The organism is Catenuloplanes sp. NPDC051500 (assembly GCF_044454585.1).
Taxonomy (GTDB): domain Bacteria; phylum Actinomycetota; class Actinomycetes; order Mycobacteriales; family Micromonosporaceae; genus Catenuloplanes.
This window is the reverse complement of sequence record NZ_JBITDX010000011.1, coordinates 202,502-227,230: the sequence shown is the minus strand read 5'-3', so window position 1 is coordinate 227,230 and position 24,729 is coordinate 202,502. Positions and strand designations below refer to the sequence as shown.

At 71.3% G+C, this 24,729-nt stretch carries 22 protein-coding genes; 13 read left to right on the top strand and 9 right to left on the bottom strand.

The window, feature by feature from the left end:
- Window positions 1–157: 157 nt before the first annotated feature.
- Together ACIA8K_RS23510 and ACIA8K_RS23505 are read left to right on the top strand one after the other, a co-directional pair.
- On the top strand, window positions 158–2,722 hold the full coding sequence (locus ACIA8K_RS23510) for a tyrosinase family protein (protein ID WP_396062633.1): 2,565 nt from the start codon (window positions 158–160) through the stop codon (window positions 2,720–2,722).
- Window positions 2,719–3,363, top strand: a complete 645-nt coding sequence (locus tag ACIA8K_RS23505; protein ID WP_396062631.1) for a DUF2182 domain-containing protein — start codon at window positions 2,719–2,721, stop codon at window positions 3,361–3,363. The genes ACIA8K_RS23510 and ACIA8K_RS23505 overlap by 4 nt, the downstream gene beginning before the upstream one ends.
- Window positions 3,364–5,091: 1,728 nt before the next feature.
- Here the strand turns inward: ACIA8K_RS23505 and ACIA8K_RS23500 are convergent.
- Entirely contained in the window at window positions 5,092–5,538 is a 447-nt protein-coding gene (locus ACIA8K_RS23500) for an SRPBCC domain-containing protein (protein ID WP_396062629.1), read from the bottom strand.
- Window positions 5,539–5,594: 56 nt separating this feature from the next.
- On the opposite strand from ACIA8K_RS23500, the gene ACIA8K_RS23495 reads away from it, so the two are divergent.
- Window positions 5,595–6,296, top strand: coding sequence for a TetR/AcrR family transcriptional regulator (locus ACIA8K_RS23495; protein ID WP_396062627.1), 702 nt, complete (start codon window positions 5,595–5,597; stop codon window positions 6,294–6,296).
- A 12-nt stretch (window positions 6,297–6,308) separates the two neighbouring features.
- Here ACIA8K_RS23495 and manD read toward each other — a convergent pair whose 3' ends face one another.
- Window positions 6,309–7,517 carry a D-mannonate dehydratase ManD gene (gene manD, locus ACIA8K_RS23490; protein WP_396062625.1) on the bottom strand — a complete coding sequence of 403 codons (1,209 nt, stop codon included), beginning with the start codon at window positions 7,515–7,517 and terminating at the stop codon, window positions 6,309–6,311.
- 85 nt (window positions 7,518–7,602) lie between these two features.
- Between manD and ACIA8K_RS23485 the strand changes: the two genes are divergently transcribed.
- A complete protein-coding gene (locus ACIA8K_RS23485) occupies window positions 7,603–8,328 on the top strand; it encodes a GntR family transcriptional regulator (RefSeq protein ID WP_396062623.1) in 726 nt (241 codons plus the stop codon).
- 5 nt (window positions 8,329–8,333) lie between these two features.
- Window positions 8,334–9,575, top strand: a complete 1,242-nt coding sequence (locus ACIA8K_RS23480) for a YibE/F family protein (protein WP_396062621.1) — start codon at window positions 8,334–8,336, stop codon at window positions 9,573–9,575.
- Between the two features lies 1 nt (window position 9,576).
- On the opposite strand, the gene ACIA8K_RS23475 is transcribed toward ACIA8K_RS23480, so the two are convergent.
- Window positions 9,577–13,557, bottom strand: coding sequence for a WD40 repeat domain-containing protein (locus ACIA8K_RS23475; RefSeq protein WP_396062619.1), 3,981 nt, complete (start codon window positions 13,555–13,557; stop codon window positions 9,577–9,579).
- 880 nt (window positions 13,558–14,437) lie between these two features.
- Window positions 14,438–15,367: an NAD-dependent epimerase/dehydratase family protein gene (locus ACIA8K_RS23470; RefSeq protein WP_396062617.1), complete on the bottom strand. Its 930-nt coding sequence runs from the start codon at window positions 15,365–15,367 to the stop codon at window positions 14,438–14,440.
- Window positions 15,368–15,490: 123 nt separating this feature from the next.
- On the opposite strand from ACIA8K_RS23470, the gene ACIA8K_RS23465 reads away from it, so the two are divergent.
- Window positions 15,491–16,060 (top strand): TetR/AcrR family transcriptional regulator, encoded by a 570-nt coding sequence (locus ACIA8K_RS23465; protein WP_396062615.1) that lies wholly within the window; start codon window positions 15,491–15,493, stop codon window positions 16,058–16,060.
- 6 nt (window positions 16,061–16,066) lie between these two features.
- On the opposite strand, the gene ACIA8K_RS23460 is transcribed toward ACIA8K_RS23465, so the two are convergent.
- The 3 genes from ACIA8K_RS23460 to ACIA8K_RS23450 form a co-directional block, all read right to left on the bottom strand.
- Window positions 16,067–17,137 carry a hypothetical protein gene (locus ACIA8K_RS23460; RefSeq protein ID WP_396062613.1) on the bottom strand — a complete coding sequence of 357 codons (1,071 nt, stop codon included), beginning with the start codon at window positions 17,135–17,137 and terminating at the stop codon, window positions 16,067–16,069.
- Complete coding sequence (locus ACIA8K_RS23455; RefSeq protein ID WP_396062611.1) at window positions 17,130–17,642, bottom strand: SigE family RNA polymerase sigma factor; 513 nt, start codon at window positions 17,640–17,642, stop codon at window positions 17,130–17,132. The genes ACIA8K_RS23460 and ACIA8K_RS23455 overlap by 8 nt, the downstream gene beginning before the upstream one ends.
- 91 nt (window positions 17,643–17,733) lie before the next feature.
- A complete protein-coding gene (locus ACIA8K_RS23450; RefSeq protein WP_396062609.1) occupies window positions 17,734–18,762 on the bottom strand; it encodes an endo alpha-1,4 polygalactosaminidase in 1,029 nt (342 codons plus the stop codon).
- Between the two features lie 348 nt (window positions 18,763–19,110).
- Between ACIA8K_RS23450 and ACIA8K_RS23445 the strand changes: the two genes are divergently transcribed.
- The 4 genes from ACIA8K_RS23445 to ACIA8K_RS23430 all read left to right on the top strand — a co-directional run bounded on the left by ACIA8K_RS23445 (window position 19,111) and on the right by ACIA8K_RS23430 (window position 21,359).
- Complete coding sequence (locus tag ACIA8K_RS23445; protein ID WP_396062608.1) at window positions 19,111–19,413, top strand: hypothetical protein; 303 nt, start codon at window positions 19,111–19,113, stop codon at window positions 19,411–19,413.
- 175 nt (window positions 19,414–19,588) lie between these two features.
- Window positions 19,589–19,888: a hypothetical protein gene (locus ACIA8K_RS23440; RefSeq protein WP_396062606.1), complete on the top strand. Its 300-nt coding sequence runs from the start codon at window positions 19,589–19,591 to the stop codon at window positions 19,886–19,888.
- A 113-nt stretch (window positions 19,889–20,001) separates the two neighbouring features.
- Window positions 20,002–20,865: an MBL fold metallo-hydrolase gene (locus ACIA8K_RS23435; RefSeq protein ID WP_396062604.1), complete on the top strand. Its 864-nt coding sequence runs from the start codon at window positions 20,002–20,004 to the stop codon at window positions 20,863–20,865.
- Window positions 20,866–20,882: 17 nt separating this feature from the next.
- On the top strand, window positions 20,883–21,359 hold the full coding sequence (locus tag ACIA8K_RS23430; protein ID WP_396062602.1) for a MarR family winged helix-turn-helix transcriptional regulator: 477 nt from the start codon (window positions 20,883–20,885) through the stop codon (window positions 21,357–21,359).
- Window positions 21,360–21,367: 8 nt separating this feature from the next.
- On the opposite strand, the gene ACIA8K_RS23425 is transcribed toward ACIA8K_RS23430, so the two are convergent.
- Entirely contained in the window at window positions 21,368–21,700 is a 333-nt protein-coding gene (locus ACIA8K_RS23425; RefSeq protein ID WP_396062600.1) for a hypothetical protein, read from the bottom strand.
- A gap of 237 nt (window positions 21,701–21,937) precedes the next feature.
- On the opposite strand from ACIA8K_RS23425, the gene ACIA8K_RS23420 reads away from it, so the two are divergent.
- Genes ACIA8K_RS23420 through ACIA8K_RS23410 form a run of 3 tightly spaced genes read left to right on the top strand, consistent with a single transcriptional unit; the run spans window position 21,938 to window position 23,155 of the window.
- Window positions 21,938–22,480, top strand: a complete 543-nt coding sequence (locus ACIA8K_RS23420) for an AAA family ATPase (RefSeq protein WP_396062598.1) — start codon at window positions 21,938–21,940, stop codon at window positions 22,478–22,480.
- A gap of 14 nt (window positions 22,481–22,494) precedes the next feature.
- The gene (locus ACIA8K_RS23415; protein WP_396062596.1) at window positions 22,495–22,911 is read left to right on the top strand and encodes an NUDIX hydrolase; all 417 of its coding nucleotides are present in this window, start codon (window positions 22,495–22,497) and stop codon (window positions 22,909–22,911) included.
- A 25-nt stretch (window positions 22,912–22,936) separates the two neighbouring features.
- Complete coding sequence (locus ACIA8K_RS23410) at window positions 22,937–23,155, top strand: SDR family NAD(P)-dependent oxidoreductase (RefSeq protein ID WP_396062594.1); 219 nt, start codon at window positions 22,937–22,939, stop codon at window positions 23,153–23,155.
- Here the strand turns inward: ACIA8K_RS23410 and ACIA8K_RS23405 are convergent.
- Window positions 23,124–24,536: an FAD-dependent monooxygenase gene (locus ACIA8K_RS23405; protein ID WP_396062592.1), complete on the bottom strand. Its 1,413-nt coding sequence runs from the start codon at window positions 24,534–24,536 to the stop codon at window positions 23,124–23,126. The two genes, ACIA8K_RS23410 and ACIA8K_RS23405, sit on opposite strands and share 32 nt — an antisense overlap.
- Window positions 24,537–24,729 lie beyond the last annotated feature (193 nt).

Sequence of the window (24,729 nt, the reverse complement as noted above, 5' to 3'; positions counted from 1 at the left end):
TTTCCGGTCGGCGCAGCACATTAGATCTTCGCTATTACGTTTCGTCGATCGAATGCCAGATACATCCTGTCCGAACAATGACAACCGGATGTCTGAGGCCGCCGCCGGGAAGAAGCTTGTGCTGAATCCACGCACGAGAGATGCGGAGGGGGCGCACATGCAACTCGTATTGGAAGACTTCGGATACAACGCCGGTGGATGGCGTGTGGAACGGCATCCGCGATTCGTCACCGATCTTACCGGGGACGGTGTCGCGGACATTCTCGGCTTCGGCGACGGCGGTGCGCTTGTCGCGGCGAACAAGGGCGGCGGCACGTTCAACGACCCGTTCCTGGGCGTCGGCGACTTCGGTTTCACCGCGGGCGGCTGGCGCGTCGACAGGCATCCCCGCTACCCGGTGGACATCACCGGCGACGGGCGGCCGGACATCGTGGGCTTCGGCGACGGCGGCGTGCTTGTGTCGTTCAACGACGGCAACGGGCGGTTCACCGGGCCGCGCCTGGCGGTCCGGGACTTCGGCTTCACGGCCGGCGGCTGGCGCGTCGACAGGCATCCGCGGTTCGTCGCGGACCTGACAGGTGACGGCCGCGGCGACATCGTCGGCTTCGGCAACGCCGGGGTCCTGGTCTCGATCAACAACGGCGACGGTACGTTCCGGGCGCCGCAACTCGCCGTCGACAACTTCGGCTACTCCGCGGGTGGCTGGCGCGTCGAGAAGCATCCACGCTTCGTGACCGATCTGACAGGTGACGGCCGCGCGGACATCATCGGCTTCGGCGACGGCGGCGTCTGGGTAGCCCGCAACAACGGCAACGGCGGCTTCAGCGCGCCCACCCTGGTCCTCAACGACTTCGGTTTCACCGCGGGCGGCTGGCGCGTCGACCGGCACCCGCGCTTCCTTGCCGACACCACAGGCGACGGGCGGCCCGACATCGTCGGCTTCGGCGACGGCGGTGTGTGGGTCGCGCGCAACACCGGCAACGGCGGGTTCGCACAGCCGCAGCTCGTGCTGCAGAACTTCGGCTACTCCGCAGGTGGCTGGCGCGTTGAGAAGCATCCACGCTTCGTGACCGATCTGACAGGTGACGGCCGCGCGGACATCATCGGCTTCGGCGACGGCGGCGTCTGGGTGTCGCGCAACGACGGCAACGACGGCTTCGGCCCGGCCCGGCGGGTGATCGCGAACTTCGGCTACGACGCCGGCGGCTGGCGCGTGGAGAAGCACCCACGCCTGCTGGCCGACATCACCGGCGACGGGCGGCCCGACATCGTCGGCTTCGGCAACGGCGGCGTGTGGACCGCGCACAACAACGGCGACGGCACGTTCCAGACCGTCCGCATCCGGCGCGACATCTGGGAACTGCAGGCGAACGGCGCGTGGGACCCGATCACGCTCGCCTATGCGAAGGCGGTCCGCGCCATGCGGGCCCGCGCGCTCACCGACCCGCGCGGCTGGGAGTACCAGGCCGCGGTGCACGGCCGGGCCGGTACGCCACCGGCCGGCGCGATCTGGAACGAGTGCCAGCACGGCAGCTGGCACTTCCTGCCCTGGCACCGCGCCTACCTGTACTACTTCGAGGAGATCGTCCGCGCCGAGGTGATCGCGCAGGGCGGCCCGGCCGACTGGGCGCTGCCCTACTGGAACTACTCGATTCCCGGCCGCAACTCACTGCCGCCCGCGTTCCGCCAGCCCACGCTTCCGGACGGCTCGGCCAACCCGCTCTTCGTGGCCGAACGCAACCCGTCAATCAACAACGGCGCCACGCTGCCGTCCTCGACGACGAGCGCCGCGCTCGCGATGACCAGGACCACGTTCGCACCCCCGCCCGAGCCGAGCTTCGGCGGTGGGCGTACCACGCCGCAGCACTTCTGGTTCCTCTCCGGCGACCTGGAACTCACCCCGCACAACGACGTCCACGTGCTGATCGGCGGCCTGATGGGCGACCCCGACCTGGCCGCGCTCGACCCGATCTTCTGGCTGCACCACGCCAACATCGACCGCCTCTGGTCCTCCTGGCTTGCGCTCGGCGGCGGCCGGGCCGACCCCGGCGACGCGGACTGGCGCGGCACCCCGTGGCGCCTGCACGACGGCACCGGCACCCCGGTCACCATCACGAACGCGCAGGTGCTCGACACCGCCGCCCAACTGGGGTACGTCTATCAGGACGGCGTCGCACCCGGCGCACGGCCCGGACGGGAACCGATCATGAGCGCTGGCATCACCCAGGACGAGCCGGAGTTCGTCGGCGCCTCCGACCGCCCCCTCACCCTCACCGGCGACGTGGCCCGCGTCGAGGTCCCGATCGACGCGCCCACCGTCTCCGCCCGCGCCCAGGACGCCGCCCAGGTGCTTCTCAACCTGGAAGACGTCGAGGCCGACCGTGCCCCCGCCACCGTCTACGAGGTCTACGTCCGCCCGATCGGCGCACCCGCCACCACCCCGCACCACGTCGGCAACGTCTCCTTCTTCGGCATCGAACACCTCGGCGCCGGCGACGGCCCGCACGGCTTCCGCCGCACCTTCGACATCACCGACTGGGTCGCCGGCCTCCGCGACCGCGGCGAGTGGTCCGACCAGGGCGCCGCCGTCTCCTTCCGCCCCGTCCAGGTCGAGGTCCCCCCGGACGCCAACACCTTCGCCGACGCCGCGATCGTCGACGCGGCAATCGAGGCCCAGTCCCTCCCGGTCCGCATCGGCCGGGTAAGCATCTTCTACCGATGATCCGCAGAACTCCGCACTGGCCCGCAATGGCCCTCGCGGTCGCGGCCTGGGCAGCCCTGCTGTTCCAGGCCGTGACCGCCGGCCCCACCCACCACGCCACCCCACCCACGCTCGCCTCGTGGACCCTGATGTGCGTGGCGATGATGGTCCCGGTCGTCCTCCCCGCCGTCCGGCACGTCGCCGCCAACAGCCTGCGCCGCCGCCGCTCCCAGGCAATGGCCACGTTCCTCGCGGGCTACCTGGCAGTCTGGGTCCTTCTCGGCGTGCTGCTGATCCCGGTCCTGGCCCGCCTACCCCGACTCCCACTGCTCGTCACACTGGTCCTCGCCGCCGCGCTCTGGCAGTTCACCCCGGCCCGCCGCGCCTGCATGCGCGCCTGCCACCGCACCATCCCGCTCCCGCCGACCGGCTGGCGGGCAACCCGCGGCGCGCTCCGCTTCGGCCTCTGGCACGGCCTCGGCTGCGCCGGCGTCTGCGGCCCCTTGATGGCGATCATGGCCGTCCCCGGGACGCACCATCCCCTGTGGATGATCGCGGTGACCGCCGCGGTCCTGCTGACCCGCTACCCACCCCGCGGCCGCCTCGCCTGGCGCCCCGGCCCTCTGGTCCTCGACGCCCACCTCCGCACCACCCCTGACTGACCTTTGCCGACATCGCCGCACGCGGGGTGGGCAGGTCCGTCCGGCGGGCTCTCGTGAGTGATTCCAGATCTCGGCCCAGCTTTCCGCCTTCGCGGTGGAGCAGGCGGGATGCGCCCGCTCGTGAGTGATTGACGCCGCCTCGGGCGACTCCAGATCTCGACCCAGCTTTCCGCCTTCGCGGTGGAGCAGGCGGGGTGCGCTCGCTCGTGAGTGATTGAGGCCGCCTCGGGCGACTCCAGATCTCGACCCAGGTTCGCCCGCTCTGGCGACTCTGTTACCGATTCGCGGGCGGCGGTCTGGGGCTTAACGATCGAAGGGCTGGCATCGAGCCGTGAGTCTGGCGGGTCGTTCCGGCTGGTCGGCGGTCTCGCGGCACGCGGGGTAGCACGGTCATCGTCTGAGCGGCGGCTGGTCTGGGCGGCTGCGGTCTGGACGGTCGCAAGGGCTGGCACCGAGAGACCGAGCGTGGCCGGGTAAGTCGGTTGAGTTCGCTTTGGGTGGTCGCAAGGGCTGGCACCGAGACAGCGGGCGTGGCCGGGCAAGCCGGTCGAGCTCGCCTTGGGTGGTCGCAAGGGCCTGCATCGAGGGAGCGATGTGGCCGGGAGGGTCGGTTGATCTTGACCTGGGTGGTTGCAAGGGCCAGCACCGAAGCCGAGAGCTTGCCGAAGCGCCAGTCGATCTTGGCTCTCGCGTGTCCCCGCGCCAGGGCAATGGCAACTCGGGCGCTCCGCGCCGCGATGGGTTCGTTATTTGGGATCTCGCGTCCATCTGGCGGGATGCAAGATCCTTGCGGCTCTGGTGGCCCCTATCGCGCTCGAATAAGGGCCACCAGAGCCGCAAGGATCTTGACGTGGGCCTTTCTTGACCCTTCGGCGTCAGGAGGAACGCACAGGCAGACACTCATATCACGAAATATCGGGCGGGCAGCGCTCAGGCCTGGGCACTGACCGCGGGGCCTCCACCTGACGCGGGCCATGAGCGCGGGCTGTGTCCTGACATATGTGGATCCGGTGTTGCTTTGCGTTCGTGTCCGGCCCTGAGGCCTGTCGCGGTGACACGACTGACCTGCACGCCTGCGGAACCCGCGGCCTCGGTGCCGGCCCTTGTGCCCGCCCAAGCCGCAGCTGCCCCGGTTCGCAGCTGCCTCGTTCGCGGCTGCCTTGGTTCGCAACTGCCTCGACCCACAGCCGCCTCTGCCCGCCGCCGCCGAAACGACGGCCGTGCTGCTCGCCCTCCGCAACCCGCAACGACCGACCGAAACCACTCACCGCGCCCCAGCCCATTCGACCGTCGCTCCCCAGACGACCGGACGCGAAGGGGCAGACGCGTCGGGAGCATGCGGGCAAATCGAGCCGCCCGCCAAGACTCCGCTGGCGCCCCGCTTGCCGGGCGGCTCGGAGCCGGTTCCGTGCGGCTCAGGGAAGAGCACGCGGCTTGCGCCGTGCCTCTGGAAGTGGTGCGCAGCAAGGCTGCGGCCGACTTCGGTGTCCGGGCCGACTCCGGTGTCCGGGCCAGGGTCGGTGCGCTCAAGATCCTTGCGGCTCTGGGCGCCCTTATGGAGGCGTTATAAGGGCGCCCAGAGCCGCAAGGATCTTCAACCTCGCATGATTCGCCCCCCCCACACCACGTCGGAGCCGCTCCCGGCGTGGTGGGAACGATCGCGCGAGCCTCGTCGTCGGCTTGCCGGGGCGGGCCGGTTTATCGGCTGCAGGATGGAGGGGGCGACGCCTACGCGCTCTGTCGGCCGAGTTCCGCAAGGACCGCGGGTACGCCGACGGTGAGCATCTTCCGGCGGACGGAACCGAGCAGCGTGGACATGAAGAAGCCGCCGGGGCCGGTGAAGCCGGTGTGATGCCAGGTGAAGCGGGTGCCGGCCGGGGTCGGTTCGAGCGTGTACGTCACGTAGGTCTTCGCGCCGTCCTCGTCGCCCACCCACGAGTAGCGCAGGTGGTGTGGGGCGTCGGCCTCGAGGAGTTCGCAGTCGACGATGCCGCGCCAGCCGGGCGTGGGCTTGGCGATCAGGCGGAAGCGGGTGCCCGGCTCCAGCGCGAAACCTTCCGGGCGGCCGCCCTGCCCGGTCGTGGTCCAGCGGCGCATCAGCTCGGGTTCGGTGAAAACGGCCCAGACCAGATCGACGGGGTACGCGTACTCGCGCACGATGCGGTATTCGCTCATGCCGGAACCATAAGTTACAGTGACTGTAAAATTCAAGTGGGTGTAAAGTTCGCCCCGTGGAGAGTCTGCGAGAGCGCAAGAAGCAGCAGGTACGCCGGACACTGTCGGACGCCGCGGCCACGCTGTTCCTGGAGCGCGGTTTCGACGGCGTGCGGATCGCGGACGTGGCCGAGGCCGCCGGCGTCTCCCAGAAAACCGTCTACAACTACTTCGCCACCAAAGAAGCCCTGATCATGGACCGCCTGGAAGGAACGGCCGACGCACTGACCACCGCCCTCGCCGACCCCGCCCAGGAGCCGGTGGCCGCCGCACTCGCCCTTCTGGCCGCAGAGTTGGACGGCACACTGGCCTCGTTCACGGCAGGCGGCGGCGGAGCGCTGGACGGCTACCGGCGCTTCGGAGAGCTGATCCGGTCCACCCCGGAGCTGCGCGCCTACCAGAGCGAGATGACCGGCCGGATCGTCGCGGCGGTGGCCGGGGCTCTGCGCTCACGGATCAGCCGCCCCGAGCCCCAGATCGATGTGGCAGCCCAGGCCCTTGTCAGCCTGTGGCGCGTCCAGGCCACCAGCCTCCGCCGCCACACCGAACAGCCCGCCGCCGGTGACCAGCTCCGGAGCCTGGTGACCGGTGACGTGCACGCCGCAGCCGCAGTCGTCCACGGTGCCTTCGCGGTCCTTACCGGCGTAAGCCCTGCCCCGGCGCGGTTCCCGGCCGCACGTGCCGAGCCCACGCGTCAGGAGCGGCGGACGCGCCGGTGAGGCGCACACCGCTCACCAGTCGTGGACGGAGCCGTCCAGGCGGCGCGCGACCGGCAGGTACTTCGCCTCGTACGGGAAGCGCGCGGCCACCTCGTCGTCGTAGGTGATGCCGAGGCCCGGCTCCTCGGACGGATAGAGCATGCCGTTCTCCAGGCGGGGCATGCCGCGGAACACCTCGTACGTCTCGGCGGTGTGGCCCATGTGCTCCTGGATGCCGAAGTTCGGTACGGCGATGTCCAGGTGCACGGCGGCCGCGGTGGTCACGGGGGACAGGTCGGTGGCGCCGTGCGAGCCGGTACGGACCTGGTAGAGCGCGGCCAGGTCGAAGATGCGCCGCAGGTGGGTGATGCCGCCGGCGTGCACGATCGTGGTCCGGACGTAGTCGATGAGCTGCTCGGTGATCAGCTGCTGCACGTCCCAGATCGAGGAGAGCACCTCGCCTGTCGCGATCGGCGTGGTGGTGTGCTGCCGGATCAGCCGGAACGCGTCCTGGTTCTCGGCCGGGGTCGGGTCCTCCATCCAGAACAGCCGCAGTTCCTCGACGCTCCTGCCGAACCGGGCCGCCTCGATCGGGGTGAGCCGGTGGTGGACGTCGTGAAGCAGGTGGAAGCCGAACCCGAACCGCTCGCGCACCTTCGCCAGGTAGCCGGGCGCGAAGTCGAGGTACGCCTCGGTGCTCCAGGCCTGCTCGTCCGGCAGCGAGGTAGCGGCCGGCTCGTAGAGCTGCCCCTTGCGCACGCCGTAACTGCCGCTCAGCCCCGGCACCGCGGCCTGCGCCCGGATCGCGGTGAAGCCCTGCTCCTGGTACCGCGCCACGTCGTCGAGAAGCGACTCCACGTCGGTGCCGCTGGCATGGCAGTAGACGAGCACGCCGTCCCGTGAGCGGCCACCGAGCAGCTGATAGACCGGCAGTCCGGCGACCTTGCCCTTGATGTCCCAGAGCGCCACGTCCACCGCCGCGATCGCGGTCATCGTGACCGGGCCACGCCGCCAGTACGCCCCCTTGTAGAGGTACTGCCAGGTGTCCTCGATGCGCGCGGGGTCGCGGCCGATCAGCAGCGGCGCGAGGTGGTCCTCCAGGTAGGAGGCGACGGCCAGCTCACGGCCGTTGAGCGTGGCGTCGCCCAGGCCTGTCACGCCGTCCGAGGTGGTGATCCGCAGCGTCACGAAGTTGCGGCCGGGCGAGGTGACCAGCACCTCGACGCGTGCGATCGTCGCCACCGGATCACTCCCTTGTGCCAGGCTTGTAAGCAGACACTGGTATACAAGTTCCGGTCGGTCAGAAAGTCAAGGATCGCCCTCACCTATGCTGAGCAGCGTGGCGGTCGACGGTCAAAAACGGACAAACAGGCAGACGGTGTACGCGATTCTGCGTCACAAGGTGCTGACCATGGAACTGCCGCCCGGCGCCGCCCTGAGCGAGAACGAATTGGCCGCAGCGCTCGGCGTTTCCCGCACACCGGTCCGGGAAAGCCTGATCCTGCTCGCCGAGGAGGGCCTCGTGCAGGTGTTCCCGCAGGTCGGCTCGTTCGTCTCGCGCGTCGACCCGGTCCGGGTGGCGGACGCGCAGTTCATCCGCGAGGCGGTCGAACTGACCGCGCTCGACGACCTGCCGGAGACGCTCGACCCGGTGCGTGTGGCGTCCCTGGAGGAGAACCTGCGCCGCCAGGACGTCCCGGACCTCACCGTCGAGGAGTTCTTCACGCTCGACGAGGAATTCCACCACGGCCTGCTCGCGCTCAGCGGCCACGGCGCCGCCTGGGCCACCGTCAGCGCCGCCAAGGGGCATCTGGACCGGGCCCGCCGCCTCGGCCTGCACGACGCCACCCCACCGTCCGTCAACGCGGTCCAGCACCGGACGATCCTCGACGCGGTCCGCCGCCGGGACCTGACCGCGGCCCGCGCGGCGATGCGCACGCACCTGCGCGCCGTCTTCGCGGACGTGGAGCGGATCCGCGCGCGCTCGCCCGAGTTGTTCGCCTCCAACGGCGACTCCACCCCGGTCCGCCGCAACATCGTCATTTGGGACTAGGAACCATGGCACATTCGCACACCCACGCCCAGGAGACGATGACGCCGCGGGCGCGCCGGATCGTGCTGGCGCTGCTCATCCCCGCGGTGCTGCTCACCGCGCTCGGCATGATCCTGCTCTGGCCGTCCGCGGTCTCCACGCCGTCCCGCGACGGCGGCCCGGTCGAGCTGGACGCGACAGTCGAGTCCGTGCGGCTCACCGAGTGCCCGGAACTGCCCGAGGGCGTGCCCGCCCCGCCCGCGTGCGGCACGGTCCGGATCCGGCTTGAGGAAGGCGACCGGGCTGGCGAGATCGTCGAGACCGGCGTCCCGGCCGGCCCCGGCGCGGCCACTGTGGAGCCCGGCGACGCGATCGTGGTGATGTACCTGGAGGGCAGCCCGAGCGGCGAGCAGTACTCGATCGCGGACCACAGGCGCACCACCGGGCTGTGGATCCTCGCGGCCGCGGTCGCGCTGGCCGTGATCGCGTTCGGGCGGTGGCGGGGGGTGCGTGCGCTGGCCGGGCTCGCTGTCACGTTCGCGGTGCTGTTGCTGTTCGTGGTCCCGGCGATCCTGGACGGGCGCTCCCCGCTGCTTGTCGCGGTGGTCGGCGCGGCCGCGATCATGCTGATCGTCCTCTACCTCACGCACGGTTTCACGCTGTCCACAAGCGTCGCGGTCGCGGGCACGCTCGTCAGCCTGACCATCACCGCGGTGCTGTCCGCGTTCGCCACCGACCTGGTGCACCTGACCGGCGTGGCCGACGAGGAGACCGCGTTCCTGAACCTCACCCAGGGCGCGGTCAACATGCAGGGCCTGCTGCTTGCCGGCATCGTGATCGGCGCGCTCGGCGTGCTCGACGACGTCACGGTCACCCAGGCCGAGACCGTGCGCGAGCTGGCCGCGGCCAACCCCCGCTACGGCCTCCGCGACCTCTACCGCGCGGCGACCCGGGTCGGCCGCGCGCACATCGCCTCGGTGGTGAACACGATCGTGCTGGCGTACGCGGGCGCCTCCCTGCCGTTGATGCTGCTCTTCGCGGTCGGCGGCACGCCTGTCACCGAGCTGCTCACCGGCCAGCCGATCGCCCAGGAACTGGTCCGCAGTGGCGTCGGCACGCTCGGCCTGATCGCCGCGGTCCCGATCACCACGGCGCTTGCCGCGTTGCTTGCGGCGCGCGTGACGCCGGCTCCCGCGCCGGTCGAGGATCGGCCCGCCCCGGACGAGGACCAGCGGTGGATGGCGTTCGCCGACCGGGAGCGCGGCTGACTCAGTCCGGGCAGCCGGCCGGGCGCTCCCGCCCGGCCGCGATCTCGGCCGGGACCAGGATCGTGCACACCGAGGCGAGCGCGGTCGCCGGATCCAGCTGCCACAGCCCCGCCGTGTTGTCCGAGGACGCGCTGAGCAGCAGGCCGCCCGCCACGAACGTGAGGTCGTTGATGAAGTTGAGGTGACCGGTGAGCTGCGCGGTCAGCCGCCCGGACGCGACGTCCCACAGCCGGATCGTGTTGTCCACGTCGGTGCTTGTGGCGAGCGTGCGGCCGTCCGGGGAGTACGCGACCGCGGTGACCGTGCCCGGGTGCGTGCCGAAGATCCGCGCCGGGCCTGACCCGTCCGCGGCGTAGACCTCGACGCGCCGGTCGACGCCCGCGACCGCGATGGCGCTGCCGTCCGGGCTGAGGTCCACGTCGATGATCTGCCGCACGCCGACCGGGTGGTCCGCGACCGGCGCGAGGTCCGTGGCCCGCCAGGTGAGCAGTCGGGCCGCGGTCGGCCGTCCGGTGTCGCCGGTGGTGGTGGCGATCGCGCTGACCGTGCCGCCGTCCCGGCTGAACAGCACGTCGTCCGCGCTCGCCGCGCCGGTCTCCACCGCGCCGATCTCCCGCAGCGTGGCGGTGTCGTAGACGCGCACCACGCCGGTCGGATACTCCGCGCCCTCGGGCTGCACATCGCCGCTTGTGGCCAGCAGTGACCCGTCCGGCGAGAAGTCGATCTCGACCTGGTCCGGGAGCGTGCCGTCCACGCCGACCCGGAGTGTCGCCCGCACCGCGCCGTCCGGGCCGCGCACCTGCACCTGCCCGTCAGTGGTCGAGATCGCCAGCGTGCCGTCAGGCGCATACCGCAGGTCGTACGGGCTCAGGCCGGTGTTCTCCCGCCGTACCGTGTCGCGGGTGTTCAGGTCCGTGATCAGCAGCTCGCCGTCCTTGGAGATGCTTGCGACGCGCGGGCCGGTCGGGTCCGGCGCCGCGTCGACGACCGGGCTCGGCTGGAACACCCAGTTCAGGCCTCGACGGAACACCGCGGTCGGCGCCTCCGCGCCGGAGACCACGATGACCCGCCCGTTGTCGGAGATCGCGGCCGTGTTCGGCGCGCCGGCGAAGCCCACGTACCCCCGATTCTCGATGCCGTCCGGCAGCGGCCAGGAGTTGAGGTGGGCGCGCCGCTCGGAGCCGAACGTCAGCAGCCGGTTCGACGGCGTGATCACCAGCGGGTCCGCGCCGCGCAGGTCCGACGGGTTCGTGAGCGCGGCGATCTCGGCGCCGCCGTCGACCCGCCAGGTACGGATCACGCCGTCGCCGTTGGTGACAAGCACGCCGCCGCTCGCGAGCCGCACCCGCACCGCGCCGGGCACGCCCATCAGCCGGGCGCCGTCGCCGAGCCGCCACACCGTCGCGCCCGTGTCGAGGTCGGCGGCGGCCACGTACTCCCCGTCCGGGCTGACCGACAGGTCGAACGCGAACACGCCGCCGGTCGGCATCGTGAACGTGCGCTCGCCGGTCTCCGCGTCCCAGCCGCCCAGCTGCCGCTCGGTGACGTCGGTGCGGGTGGCAAGCAGCGTGCCGGTCCCGGGCCGCCAGGCGATGCCGCCGAGCGCGGGCAGGCTGTGCCGCAGCGTGCCGCCGGGGATGTCCCAGACCTGCACGCCGTTGCGCACCGGCGTGCTCGACGCCAGGAAACGGCCGTCCGGGGAGAACGCCAGCGACATCACGGTGGTGTCGAACGCGGTGACCAGGTCGCGGCCGACCCGGGTGAGCGTCGCGCTGTCCCACAGTGCGATGCGGCCGTCCGGGTGCCCGATCGCGATCAGCGCGCCGTCCGGGCTGACCGCGGCCGCCACCCCGCCGAACCCGCTGCCCAGCGTCCCGGACGCGTTCGTCATCTGCGCGGACAGCAGCGCGCCGCGCGCCTCCGCGGTCGGCGACTCGTGCCACGCGTCGACAGCGAGCCGCATCGCGGTCAGGTCGTCGCTGCCTACAGTGGTCAGGAACTCCGACGCGTACTGCCGGGAGACCGCCTCCCGCCGCCGCTCCTGCGCGTTGCCGCCCTGATCGACCGCGACGATCGCGCCGGTGACGGCCAGCAGCAGCGCGACGCCGAGCGCGCCGGCCAACACCCGCAACCTGTGGGTACGCCGCCGCCGTGCCCGCTCCGCCGACTCGGCCGCCGCGACGCTCGCGTCCAGGTAGTCGCCAGCCAGGTCCAGCTCCCGCGCGGCCGCCAGACGGGCACCGCGCAGCAGCAGGTCAGGGTCACGGCCGGAGGCGTGCCAGTCGTCGGCCGCGTCGCCCAGCCGCTGCCGCAGCAACAGCTCCTCGCGCGCCGTGGCAAGCCAGTCCGCAAGCCGCGGCCAGCCTGTCAGCAACGCCTCATGGCTGATCTCCACGGTGTCGTCGCCCGCGGTCAGCAGCCGCGCCGAGACCAGCAGCCGCAACACCTCCGGGTCGATCGAGCCGCGCGGCCCGCGACGCCGGACCGGCACCCCGCCGCCCGCGATCGTGACCAGGCCCAGCATGGCCCGGCGCAACCGCTCCCGGCCGTCCGGCTCCAGCCCGAGGTAGATCCGCTCGGCCGTCTCCGCGACCGCGTGCCGGATGCCGCCGGTCGCGGTGTAACCGGCCACGGTCATCCGGTTTCCGTCCCGGCGGGTCCAGGTGGCGCGCAGCGCGTGCGCGAGCAGCGGGAGCGTGCCCGGCTCGTACCGGCGGCCCGGCGTCCCGTGCGCGGTCAGGTCGGCGAGCAGCAGCTCGACCAGGCCCGGCTCGACCTCAAGCCCGGCCCGCGCGGCAGGCTCGGTCACCGCGCGGCGCAACCCCGCGTCGCCGAGCGGCTCGACCACCACCAGCCCGGCCGTCAGCATCCGCTCCAGCGGCGCCAGCTCGGTGCAGGCGGCGTAGAAGTCCGCGCGCACGCCCAGCACGACAAGCGCGGGCGCGGCATCGGCGAGCGCGGACGCGAACGCCAGCCGCTCCGCCGGGTCCGCACACCTGGTGAACAGCTCCTCGAACTGGTCCACCACGACGATCCGCGGCCGCCCGTCGAGGATGAGGCCGGCCATCGGATGCTCGCCGGGCGTCATCAACGTCCACGGCCAGGTAGCCGGCTCCTCGCCCAGCCCACCGGCCGCGATCGCCGGCAGCAGCCCGGCCCGCAGCAGCGACGACTTTCCCGCCCCCGACACACCGGTGACCATCAGCGGTGGCGCGCCGACCCGCTGCTCCGCAAGCCGCCCGAGCAGCAGCGCGGTGTCCCGGTCCCGCCCATGGAACCAGGGCGCGTCCTCCGGCTGAAAACTGCTCATTCCGGGGTACGGGCAGAGCGCATCCTCGTCCGGCGGCTGCGGTGTCGCTGTCGAGACCACTGTGGAGCGCAACTGCGCGTAGACGATCAGCTGCCGCCGGATGCCGTCCAGGCGTTCATGAAGCTCCACGCTCTGCGCCGCCAGCTGCCCCTGCACGTCGTCGAGCACCCGCCGGGAGTCCGCCACCATCCAGCGCAGCTCGCCGACGTCCGTGCCGAGCACCGTGAACGCGGTGACCAGCTCGTCCCGCCAGCCGGTGTCCTCCGTCTCGGCCGCGGCAAGCGCGGTCTCGACCGCGTCCACCGCCTGCAGCAGCCGCCCGAGCTCCTCCCGCAGGGCCCGCCCGGTCTCGTCGTCGACCGCGAGCAGCGGCTGCAACTCCTCCGCGATCGCGGCCCGCCACTCGCTCTCGGACGGCGCCCGCCCCTGAAACCGCCGCGCCGTCCTCGCAAGCGTGTCAGTCAGGACGCCGACCCCGATCCCGCCGATCTGCCCGAGCGCGGCCGCGAACGCCGCCGGCAGTTGCAACGCCGCGGCCGCCACCGGCGCGATCGCGGACGCGGCCAGGAACGCGAGAATCGCATAAGGCCCCGCGCGGCGGACACTGCGGGCGGCGCCACGCACCCACGCGCGCAGCCCGCGCCGTGCGTCGTCCGCAGCCTGACCATCCACATGTGACATTGAAGGACGCGCCGTCGTCGCCCGCATCGGCCCTTTGGCCATAGATGAAGGCCGGCTTCACCCCCGTCGCCCACCCCGACCGCTGGATGGAAATCGACAAACGCCCACCGATCACCCCCACCCGCTGACCCTGGCGGTCCGGCTGGTTCGCTCCCGATTCCGTTGATCCGCCGGGATCGACTGCGCCGACCGCAAGTATTGATGATCTTCAGAGTCGGCGCCTGGGCCTCCGAAGCACGCTTTGTCACTGCGCGTATTCAGCAGATCGTTAAGCCTTCCGCGGACGTATCATTTCGCGGCTTTTGTGCATTCCGCCGCTACCCCTCCGCCACTCTCTTTGCTGTGGATCAAGACGGAATGTACATGGGAGTGGTTATGGCTCGGGCGGAACCACTCCCATGTACATTCCGTATTGATCGACTCGCACTACGCTCCGCATTGACCGCTATAAGACGATATTTTAGTCAACCCCCGCTCGACGCTCCGTGCCCACGCTCCGTTCTCACGGCAGGTCCGGGCGCAGCTGTCTCGCGCCGCAGCTGTCTCGCGCCGCGGCTGTCTCGCGCCCCGGCTGTGCCCGTGTTTCCGGCTGTGCCCGATCGCGCCTATTCCGCATTCGTCGACGCTGCTCGTCTCCATCCGCACTGAAAAGGCCGGACCACCGCACCTCGCCGCCCACGCCACTCCGCCCAGACGCCAGGCCGTGAGCACCACGAGATCCGCCACCATCGCCATTCAGCCCACCAAAAGACGAAATTTCGGGGCGCCATCCCGGCGGCTCACACCTGGACGGTTTCCCGGCCACCCACGGGCCCGCGGCCCGCGGGAGCAAGCGGGCAGTTACCACCGCGGGAGCGGGTAAATCTGGGTCTCAGAGCGTTTCGGGTTGGGTCCTGGCCTCGCCGACCTGGTCGTGGACGGCCGTGTCGAGGTCGGTGGCGGTCAGGCCGAACGTGTCGGCTGTTTCGGGCGCGTCCAGGTGGAAGGGCGCGTACCACTGGTAGTCCATTTCGGCGATCTCGCGGGCGATCGGTACGAAGAGGCCGGCGGCGCGCATGGTGAAGCGTGGCAGTTGGACGAGCGTGGGCGGGGGCTTGTCGGCGGCAGCGGCGTAGCGGTGTGCGAGGTCGCGGATGGTGACGGCGGGCGGGGACGGTACGTGCCAGGCGCGGCCCCAGGCGCGTTCGTCGCGGGCAAGCGTGAGCAGTGCGGTGGCCATGTCGCCGTTGTAGGTGAAGCTGTGCGGCATGTCGAGGTGCCCGGGGACGGTGGCGGCGCGGCCCTTCTCCAGTGCGGGGCCGAGGACCAGGGAGTAGAGGCTGGCCGCATCCCTGCCGATGTAGTCGGAGCCGCGGACCTCGACAGTGCGGATGCCGCCGGCCAGCGCCTGCTCCCACAGTCGTCGGCGCAGGCGTCCCTTGCGCCCGGTGGCGGCCATCGGCGTGCGCTCGTTCATCCGGCCGCCGGGCTGCGGGCCGTAGGCGTAGAGGCCGGCGGTGAGTGCGAGGACCGCGTCGTTCGCCTTCGCGGCGGAGATCGCCGCGGTCTGCAGCGGGGGGAGGAGGCGCTGCCAGGACGTGTAGGAGGGCGGGTTCGCGCAGTGGTAGATCACCTCGGCGCCGTGTGACAGCCGGGTCAGCTGGGCCGGGTCGGAGGCGTCCGCGGCGACGCGCTCGATAAGCGGATGTGCGGGGCCGGAGCCGCCGCGGGTGATGATCCGGACGCTTTCGCCGCGCTCCACGAGCAGGCGGGAGAGTCTCGTGCCGATTGATCCGGCGCCGATGACGACGTGCTGAGCCATGTCTGCCCCTCAGGTGTTAACGGTGTTAGATTTCCTAACGCCGTTAAGTTAGGTCCGCGGCGGCAGGTCTGTCAACCGGGGCGGCTAGTGTCCGGGGACACCAGGAAAGCGGAGTGACCGGACATGCCGAGCAGCACACGACGCGCCCGCGAACGGGCCAGCACCCGGGACCGGATCATCGAATCCGCGCTGTACGTGCTGGAGAGTGAGGGCGCGGCCGCGCTGACGATCCGGCGCATCGCGGCCGAGGTCGAGTACTCGGCGCCGGTCGTCTACCAGCACTTCGCCAACAAGGACGCGCTGGTGGTCGAGCTGGTCACGCACGGGTACGGCCTGCTGCTGGCCTCGTTCGAGAAGGTCGTGGGGGAGTCGGACGCCGACCGGCGCCTACTGCTGGCCGCCTCCGCGTACGTGCGGTTCGCCCGCGAGCACCCGCACCTCTACGAGGCGATGAACGGATCCGTGGTCGACCCGGACGGGCGCCGCCGCGCGGCCGAGCCGACCATCGACGTCCTGAAGGAGCTGCTCACCACGTGGGCGGCCGCACACTCGGTGATCCTGCCCGACCCGGACGAGGCCTGCGAGATCGTCTGGGGCACGTTGTACGGCATGGCCTCGCTCGGCTACCTCCGCCCGGAGCGCGCCGAGCAGGCCCTCCACGCGATCCTGCGCGGCTGGCGGGCGGGCGGCTGACCGGGCTCACTCCGGGTTGGAGCGGTTCTGGATCTGCACTCCCTCGGCGAAGCGGAGCAGGTTCGCGTCGGTGATGGTCAGGCCGTTGTCGACGGTGATCTCCAGGGTGGCGTTCCAGTCCGTGACGTCGATCGCCAGCGTGACACTGCCCGAGCTGCGGGAGAGCGCCGCGTCGTACCCCCGGATCCGCTGGTTCGTGCCGTTGAGCTGTTGGCGTTTGCGCAGCACGACGCTGAAACCGGCGGTGTCGGCGGTGGAGGTGCGGAACGTCATCCGGGACGGGGTCACCGAGTCCGTGAACAGGCCGGCCGGGCTCTGGGCGAGCTGGAACGGCGGCGCCACGGCGGTCGAGCCGGTGGTGAGCGCGTCGGCGAGCGCGACGACCTCGTCCGGGGTGTACGTGTTGTCGGTGGCAAGCGTGATCCATCGGCTCGGCGTCTCCGGCCAGGAGAGTACGAGCTGCTTGGCCGGGCTCACGTCGACGGTCCGCAGCGTGCCCGGGTGGCCGCGCACCTGGCGCGACACCTCGGTTCCGGACCCGGCGGTGGGGGCCGGGCGGCTGCCGGACATCGAGATCGTGACGTCCGAGTGGTTCCGCGAGTCGGTCGTCTCGAAGAAGCCGACAAGCGTGCCGCGGTCCAGCGACGCGACAGGGGGCTTGAGGTCGTCGCGGGGCGGCAGCGTGTAGGGGAACACCGGCGCGGTCCATCCGTCCGCAAGCGTCACGGCGTCCGGCGGCGATGACGAGGGCGGCGGTGCGGACGACGGCGACGACGGCGGTGCGCTTGGGGAGATCGACGGGGACGGCGACGGTGACGGCGAGGCGGAGGGCGAGGCCGAGGCGGCCGGCGCCGGATCGGCGGGTGGCACCACAGCGGTCGGGCGGTTGGCGAGCATGAACGCGGACGGGAGGCCGAGGATCAGCACGGCCGCGGCGGCGGACAGCCCGGTGGCGACGCGCCGGCGGTGGATCTGCCGGGACCTCGCGTGCACGGTGCCCAGGAGTCTGTCGTCAGAGGGTGCGCGGCCGGCGGCGTCGTGCATCGCCTCCGCGAGCAACCGGTCAAGCTCATCCATCGCCGTCCACCCCTCCCTCGCTCAACATGGTGCGCATCTTGGCCAGCGCCCTGGCGGCCTGTGATCGCACCGTGGACATTCCGCAGCCGAGCAGTGTGGCGATCTCGTCGTCCGGCAGATCGCAGTAGAAGCGCAGGACCAGCACGGCGCGCTGGGCGCGGGGCAGGCCGGCCATCAGCGTCCACATCTGGTCGCGGGCCAGTACCCGCGCCTGTGGTTCGTCGAGGCCGGGCGGCTCCGGCACCTCCGCGTAGATCGCCTCGGTGGACGCGCGCCGCCGTCGCCAGGACAGGTACTGGCGGACGATCGCGGTCCGCACGTACGCCTCCGCGCTGTCCATCACGGAGACCTTGTGCCAGCGGCGGTGCATCCGCGCCAGGACCTCCTGGACGAGGTCCTCGGCGAGGTGCGCGTCGCCGGAGAGCACGTACGCGAACCGCAGCAGCGCCCGTCCACGGCCGTGGACGAACGCGTCGAAGTCCTCGGAGACAGCGTTCGTGGTCATCGTGGCCTGTTCGCCTCGACGCCGGAGATCTCCGGGCCCTGGCCGGGCGCCGGAGATCTCGGAAGCGTTGCGGAATAGGGACAAGCGGGACTCAGCAGGCCTTCCACACGTACGACTTCGACCCCGGGGCCGTCACGTCGCGGTCGCGCTGCACCACCGAGAGCGTGCTGCCGTGGCTGTTGCACGCCTTGGTGAAACCGCCCTGATCGTACTCGATCACGATCACCTTGCTGCCGTACGTCGCCGTGTACGCGCCGCACTCGTTCCAGGTGCCGCACTCCTCCGCGACCGCGAAGTCGAACCCGGCCTTCTTCGCCTTCGCCGTGCTCAGCTCCGCCGTGTTCTTCTGCCCGATGGCGAGGCCCTTACCGTGCGCGTAGCTTGCGAGCGACGCCGCGTACGCGACGGCTTGGTCCTCGGTCAGCAGGCCGTTCGACCGGGTGTAGGTGTCCAGGTTGTCCGGCTCGACGGCCTTGAACCCCTTGGCCGCGCACTTGTCGATCCAGCCGCCGACGATGGTGGTCAACGCCGCCCGCTTGGCGTCGGTGGAGAAGTCCAGGAACAGCTCGCCCCAGTCCTCGTCCTCGACCAGCTTGCCCTGCTTGTCCTTCAGTAGCAGGTCGGAGTGGTTGGTCTTCCACCACGACTCCGCGTCCGGCTGGGTCTGGAAAGCGTTGACGTAGCAGATGTTGTAGATGCCCGCGGCCGGTGACGCAGTGTAGTCACGGCTGACCACGCTCACTCCGGACGGCGGCGTGTAGGCCCCGCCGATCTGGTAGTCGAACGTCGCGTTGGCAGGCGGTGCACTCACGGTGCCGGCCGGGACGGTGGGCACCGAGGTCGACGCGGACGGCGCCGGCGCGGGTGCGGACGTGGTGACCGGCGCGGACGCAGACGGTGCGGTGGAGGCCGGCGCCGAGGCGGACGGCTTCGGCGTCGCGGACACGGAGGCGGACGGCTTCGGCGTCGCGGGCGCGCTCGCCGGCGGCTTGTGGTTCCAGCGGTCCCACCAGGGCCGTCGCGTCGCCGCGTTGGCCGTGCCGATCCCGACTCCGAGCGTGATCACCACGGCGGCGGTCACCCCGACGCCGATTGTGATCCGCTTGCGCTTGGACGCCATCGGTGCAACTCCTCGATCCTCGGTGACAACTCCACCAGATGAACGCCGTGGCGCCCCACGCCTGCTGCCTGCGATCCGAAAGAACTTTCGGCCACCCCCCGACCCCGCTGCGTAGCCAAAACCCCAGACCCACAATCCCGCATCGGTACGCCCGACCCGCCCGAGCCCGCGGCCGGGTCACGCGGGTGCGCCGGGCCGATATCCGCTTCCCGGCCGGCTCCCGCCCACGTACTCTCGCGTTCCAGGGGCGGCAACCTCCCGGCAGAACCCATGAGAGGCGGTGAACGCGGTGCATCCGAACTAGGGACGGCCCCAGCCCGGGGCGTCACGGAGCCGGAAGGCGCCCGTATGAGCAGGACAGACAAGACCCAGCCCTGGTGGGTGCAGATCGCGGACGCGCCGATGGTCGCGTGCCGCCCGGTGCACGATCACCGATTCGGGGAGTGCACGCTACCCGCCGAGATCACCCGTGAGACCACCTTGTTCGGCGGACGCCGGGAGGGCTGCTACTGGGGTCTTACGGATTCCTTCGTGGTCAGCCGGGTGGAGAACTTCGGCTACCGCGAGTCATACCGCCTACGTCGCGAGGAGCGTCGCCGCGACCGTCACCAGGCGCGACGCGCGCTGCACGATTACTGTGGCGAGGATTGACACATCACCGTGGGTACGCCTGGCGCGTACCGCGTCGGGCGTGGAGTCGGGGGAGCGGTGCGTACCCCCTCGGCGGTCTTGTACATGGCGTGTCGAGTTCTGTGGAGGTGGGCGCGGTGCATCCGGTCTAGCGACGGCCCCAGCCCGGGGCGTCACGGAGCCGGAAGGCGCCCGTATGAGCAGGACCGACAAGACCCGGCCGTGGTGGGTGCAGATGGCGGACGCGCCGATGATCGCGTGCCGTCCGGTGCACGACCACCGCTTCGGGCCGTGCACGCTGCCCGCCGAGATCACCCGTGAGACCACCTGGTTTGGCGGCGACCGCCGCGAGGGCTGCTACTGGGGTGCCACGGCCTCCTACTGGTGCCGGCGCATCGAGAGCCACGGTGCCGCCGAGTGGAACGCCATGTGCCGCGAGGAGCGCCGCCGCGCCCGTCACGATGCCCGTCGTGCCCTGCGGCGCCTTCAGGATTGATCCACCGGTTCGTCGGCCGGGCGTTCTCGCGCGGGCAGGCCCGGCCGACGAACGGCAGTCGTATGAACCAAGAACGTCTTGACTCAGACGTTCTTGGTTCATACGATCTTGCCATGCCTTCACTGACCGAGCCCGCCGCCTGGACACAACCGCTGCCCGAGGCCCACCCGCCCGCGGACCTGGCGATCTACCACCTGCCCACCGGCACCTACGAGACCCGGGCCGCGCTCGCGTTCCGTGGCGGATCGTTCCGCGACGTCCGCCACTTCGCCGCGTCCTCGATCCTGGTGCGGCACCCCGACGGCGACCTGCTTATCGACGCGGGCTTCGGCGCCGGCGTGGCCGACCACGTGGCGATGCTGCCCCGGCTCGTCCGCGCTCCCTACCGGGCCGGCCGGACCGTCGCCGACCAGCTCGACGCCGTGGGCTACCCGCGCGACAGGCTGCGCGGCGTCCTGCTCACCCACTCGCACTGGGACCACGCCAGCGGCCTGGACAGCCTGCCGGGCACGCCCATCTGGATGAACAAGGGCGAGCGGGGGTACGCCGCTGCGGACCCGGACGGCACCGTCTACCGCCACGTCTCGCCGGGCCACGAGATCCGCGAATACGGGTTCGACGAGGTGCCGTACCTCGGATTCCCGTCCAGCCACGATGTGTACGGCGACGGCTCGGTGGTCCTCGTCCTCGCGGCCGGCCACACCACCGGCTCAGTGATCGTCTTCGTGACACTGCCGTCCGGCGGCCGCTACGCCTTCATCGGCGACCTGACCTGGCAGCTCGACGGCATCCGGCGCCGGGTCGACCGGCCGTGGCTGCTTCGCAAACTCGCGGACAGCGACCCCGCACAGGTGCGCCAGGACCTGCTGCGGATGGTCGCGCTCGAACACCTGATGCAGATCGTCCCCGCACACGACCTCGGCGCCTACGACGGCATCCCGCTGCTGACGGCCGACGCTGTGGCCCGGGCCCGCTGACGACGTACGGTTCTGGGATGCAAAGCGCGTCAACGCCCGAGCTCGCCGGCCCGGCCCCCACAATCGAATCCGAGATCACCTGGCTGCTGCACCGGGCCGCCCAGCGCATGCGCGGCGTCACCGGCGACGTGGCCGAACAGCACGGGCTCGGGCTGCGCGACTACATCGTGCTGAGCGCGCTCGACAAGACCCCCGGCCTCACCCAGGGCGAACTCGGCAAGTCCCTCGGCCTGGACAAGACCACGCTGATGAGCCAACTCGACAGGCTCGAAAGCCGGGGCCTGGTCGAGCGCCACCACGCCCCACACGACCGCCGCCTGCGCATCCCGGTGATCACCGGCGAGGGCGAGCGCCTGCGCGCGACAGTCGCCGACGCCTGCGCCGCGGTCGAGTCCTCGGCCCTGGACGGCTTCGGCGAGCGCCAGGTCCAGGACTTGCGCCGCATGCTCTTCACAATCATCGGCGACACCGAAGACCGGGGCTCGTGCCTGTAGGCGCCGGGTCAGCCGGCCTTCGGGGCGAGGCCGGGGAGCTTGCGTTCCCAGCGGCGGGTGATCTGGGAGGTGGTGGCGCGGCGCAGGCGGGGCCAGTCGGCGCGGAGCAGGTCCGCGTTGATGTAGGTGCAGACGTCGTCGAGTTGACCGCAGTCGAGTAGCACCGAGTAGAGCGTGAACCGGTCGGCCGCGTCGCCGATATCGAAGGAGGCGGGTCCGGACCAGGCGAGCCGGTTCGGCAGGTGAACGGCGCCCTTCGCGGGCCCGCGCAGCGACTTCCAGCTGTCGGGGATGCGGGCATCCACGCCGGCGAACCGGTCGGGCAGGTCTCGGGCCGTCATGCGGCTCATTATGCGCGACCGTCGCGGTCACTACGAACCGTCTCGACCCTGCCGGGTGACGGCGTCACGTCCGGCTTCGCCGCTGGTCCTCGCGACACGCAAACCGTAGCCATGCCGCCCGACCGCCGCCAACCCGAAGGCCCGCGCTGTCCGATCCAAGGCACGACGCCGACACCTGCGCCGATCCCGGAGGTAAATCGGGTGCCGGGGAGTGTGGACCGCTGTCAGCATGGGGCGATGGGAGCGGTACTGATCACCGGCGTATCGGGGTCCGGGAAGAGCACGCTGGCCCGGGTCCTGGCCGCCCGGGGCGCCCGCGCCGTCGATGCGGACGAGGATCCGAGCCTCACCTGGTGGGTGGACGCGGACGGCAACCCCGCCGCCACCTTCGGGACGGACACCGAGTGGCTGCTGAGCCACAGGTGGTTGTGGAACGCCGCGCGGATGGACGCGCTCATCGCCGCCGCCGGCCCGGAGACGCTGTTCGTCTGCGGCAACGCGTCGAACGACCTCGACCTGTGGGACCGCTTCGACCAGGCGATCCTGCTTGTCGTGGACGAGCGGACGATGCTTGAGCGCCTGGACGATCCGCGGCGCGACAACGACTACGGCACGATGCCGGACGAGCGGGCGCTGCTCTGCCAGTGGCTGCCGGGCTTCCACGAGGAGCGGCTGGCGCGCGGCGCGGTGCCGGTCGACGCCACGCTGCCGCTTGCCGAGGTGGCCGCCGCGGTGCTCGCCGCTGTCCGGCCGCTCAGCGGAGTCCGAAGCTACGAGTAACAGATGATGACGACATGACAGAGACACGGGGACCGTTCGTGGGGGTCAGTGCGGTCGTCATCCGGAACGGCGCCGTCCTGCTCGGCAGGCGTCGCGGCGCGCACGGCGACGGCACCTGGGCGTTCCCCGGCGGCAAGGTCGCGCCCGGTGAGGACCCGCGCCTGACTGTCGCACGCGAGCTCGAGGAGGAGACCGGCCTGCGCGCCACCCAGATCAGCCAGATCGCCTGGACCAGCGACATCTTCCCCACAGACGGCCTGCACTACGTGACGCTGCACCACCTCGTCGAGGCGACCGGCGAGCCGCAGGTCCGCGAGCCGGACAAGGCACACGAGTGGCTGTGGTGGCGCGACCCCGACCGCCTGCCCACGCCCATGTTCGGCCCGGCCGAGGCCCTCTGGGCCACGGGCTGGCGCCCGCCGAAAATCTAGATCACAAGCGCTTCGAGGGTACGCCGTGCGCGTTCACACCAGCCGGGCTGTGGACGCGCACGGCACGCTCGACATGGTGGTCAACAACGCCGGCTACGGGCTGTTCGGCATGGTTGAGGAGGCCACCGAGGCGCAGGTCCGCGCGCAGCTGGAGGTCAACTTCTTCGGCGCGCTCCGGGTCACCCAGGCCGTCGCGCCGGTAGGGCGGCAGCTCAGTCTGCGGGGCGACCGAACCAGCGGGTGAGGTGCGCGTCCAGGTCCGCCTGGTCGTTGCCGATCCAGGCGACGTGCCCGTCCGGGCGTAGCAGCAGGCCCGGCACGTCCAGTTCCGCGCCGGGATCCGCGAGGTGGTCGACCCGGTCCGCCCAGCCGCCGACGGTCAGGCGTGTGGTGCGGTCGAGCAGCAGGCCACGGCCGCGATGAAGCAGATCGTACAAGCGGCCGGTCTTGATCTCGAGGTCCGGCAACCGGCGGCCGAGCAGCTCCGGGCCCTCGCCGACGTCGTAGCGGACCCCGATGCCGGTGATCTTCTCCAGGAGGCGGTGGTTCACCTCGTCGATGTCCATCAGCTCGATGAGCAGCCGGCGCATGGCCTGTGCGCCCGGCTCGGGGGACAGCAGCGCGGTCTGCGCCCGGGTGTTGTCAAGCACCTGCGCCGCGACCGGATGACGCTCCGACTGGTAGGTGTCGAGCAGCGTCTCGGGCGCCCACCCGCGGACCTGCGCGGCAAGCTTCCAGCCGAGGTTGACCGCGTCCTGCACGCCCAGGTTGAGCCCCTGCCCGCCGATCGGCGGATGGATGTGCGCCGCGTCGCCGGCCAGCAGCACCCGCCCGGCCCGGTAGCTGTCGGCCTGCCGGGTGGCATCGCCGAAACGGGACAGCCAGCGCGGGGAGTGCACCCCGAAGTCAACGCCGGCCAGGGTACGCAGCCGCTGTGCGAAGTCGTCGATCGTGGGCGGGTCCGCCCGGTCGCTGACGCTCGCGGCCGGCACCACGATCCGGTAGACCCCCGCGCCCGACGGCGTGATGCTGAGCCCGCGAATCCCGGCCACGGTGGCGGCGATCTCCTCCGCAGGCGTGTCCGCCGCCATCTCGCCCATCAGTGTCTCGTTGCGTGCGGGCTCGCCGGGAAAGCCGACGCCGAGCAGCTTCCGCACCGCGCTCCGCCCGCCGTCGCACCCGACGAGATAGCGCGTCCGCAGCCGTTCGCCGCTGCCGAGCGTGACCGTCACGCCGTCGTGGTCAGGCGTGAACGCGGCCACCGCGGCACCGCGCCGGACCTCCGCGCCGAGTGCGATCGCGTGTGCTTCCAGGATGGCGACGATGTCCGGCTGCCGGATGCCGAGCAGGAAGGCGTGCGCGGAGTCCAGTCCTCCGGGCGCGGGTTTGTTGATGGCGGCGAAGTAGGCGCCGGCCGGTCGCCGCCGCCCGCGTGCGAGCAGCCGGTCGAGCAGCCCGCGCATCGCCATCAGCTCAAGACTGCGAATGTGCAGGCTGACGATCCGGGCGGCCGACGCGGGCTCGATGTCCTGCTCCAGGACGAGGACCCGCACCTCGTGCAGCCGCAGCTCCGCGGCGAGCATCGCGCCGGTCGGCCCGCAACCGGCAATGATCACGTCGTACATGGGTGGTGCCTTTCGGGAGTGTCGTGGCGCTCCCGGCGACACCTACGTCAATCGCCCGCCGTGACGGCAAGGGGGAGCACCCACATCGCTGTATGGTCCATGGGTCCCACCTCCTCAAGCCGCGTCACGGTCAGCTGGAAGCTACAAGACCGTGCGGCGCCGCGTCCAGCCCTTTAGCTACCCGGCCGCCTCC

Bases quoted from the DNA above. Each gene is read 5' to 3' on its own strand.
- ACIA8K_RS23440 (WP_396062606.1), top strand. From the start codon at position 19,589: ATGAGCAGGACCGACAAGACCCGGCCGTGGTGGGTGCAGATGGCGGAC.
- ACIA8K_RS23415 (WP_396062596.1), top strand. From the start codon at position 22,495: ATGACAGAGACACGGGGACCGTTCGTGGGGGTCAGTGCGGTCGTCATC.
- ACIA8K_RS23430 (WP_396062602.1), top strand. From the start codon at position 20,883: ATGCAAAGCGCGTCAACGCCCGAGCTCGCCGGCCCGGCCCCCACAATC.
- ACIA8K_RS23445 (WP_396062608.1), top strand. From the start codon at position 19,111: ATGAGCAGGACAGACAAGACCCAGCCCTGGTGGGTGCAGATCGCGGAC.
- ACIA8K_RS23405 (WP_396062592.1), bottom strand. From the start codon at position 24,536: ATGTACGACGTGATCATTGCCGGTTGCGGGCCGACCGGCGCGATGCTC.
- ACIA8K_RS23460 (WP_396062613.1), bottom strand. From the start codon at position 17,137: ATGGATGAGCTTGACCGGTTGCTCGCGGAGGCGATGCACGACGCCGCC.
- ACIA8K_RS23470 (WP_396062617.1), bottom strand. From the start codon at position 15,367: ATGGCTCAGCACGTCGTCATCGGCGCCGGATCAATCGGCACGAGACTC.
- ACIA8K_RS23450 (WP_396062609.1), bottom strand. From the start codon at position 18,762: ATGGCGTCCAAGCGCAAGCGGATCACAATCGGCGTCGGGGTGACCGCC.
- ACIA8K_RS23455 (WP_396062611.1), bottom strand. From the start codon at position 17,642: ATGACCACGAACGCTGTCTCCGAGGACTTCGACGCGTTCGTCCACGGC.
- ACIA8K_RS23465 (WP_396062615.1), top strand. From the start codon at position 15,491: ATGCCGAGCAGCACACGACGCGCCCGCGAACGGGCCAGCACCCGGGAC.
- ACIA8K_RS23510 (WP_396062633.1), top strand. From the start codon at position 158: ATGCAACTCGTATTGGAAGACTTCGGATACAACGCCGGTGGATGGCGT.
- ACIA8K_RS23500 (WP_396062629.1), bottom strand. From the start codon at position 5,538: ATGAGCGAATACCGCATCGTGCGCGAGTACGCGTACCCCGTCGATCTG.
- ACIA8K_RS23505 (WP_396062631.1), top strand. From the start codon at position 2,719: ATGATCCGCAGAACTCCGCACTGGCCCGCAATGGCCCTCGCGGTCGCG.
- ACIA8K_RS23485 (WP_396062623.1), top strand. From the start codon at position 7,603: ATGCTGAGCAGCGTGGCGGTCGACGGTCAAAAACGGACAAACAGGCAG.
- ACIA8K_RS23425 (WP_396062600.1), bottom strand. From the start codon at position 21,700: ATGACGGCCCGAGACCTGCCCGACCGGTTCGCCGGCGTGGATGCCCGC.
- ACIA8K_RS23435 (WP_396062604.1), top strand. From the start codon at position 20,002: ATGCCTTCACTGACCGAGCCCGCCGCCTGGACACAACCGCTGCCCGAG.
- ACIA8K_RS23420 (WP_396062598.1), top strand. From the start codon at position 21,938: ATGGGAGCGGTACTGATCACCGGCGTATCGGGGTCCGGGAAGAGCACG.
- ACIA8K_RS23480 (WP_396062621.1), top strand. From the start codon at position 8,334: ATGGCACATTCGCACACCCACGCCCAGGAGACGATGACGCCGCGGGCG.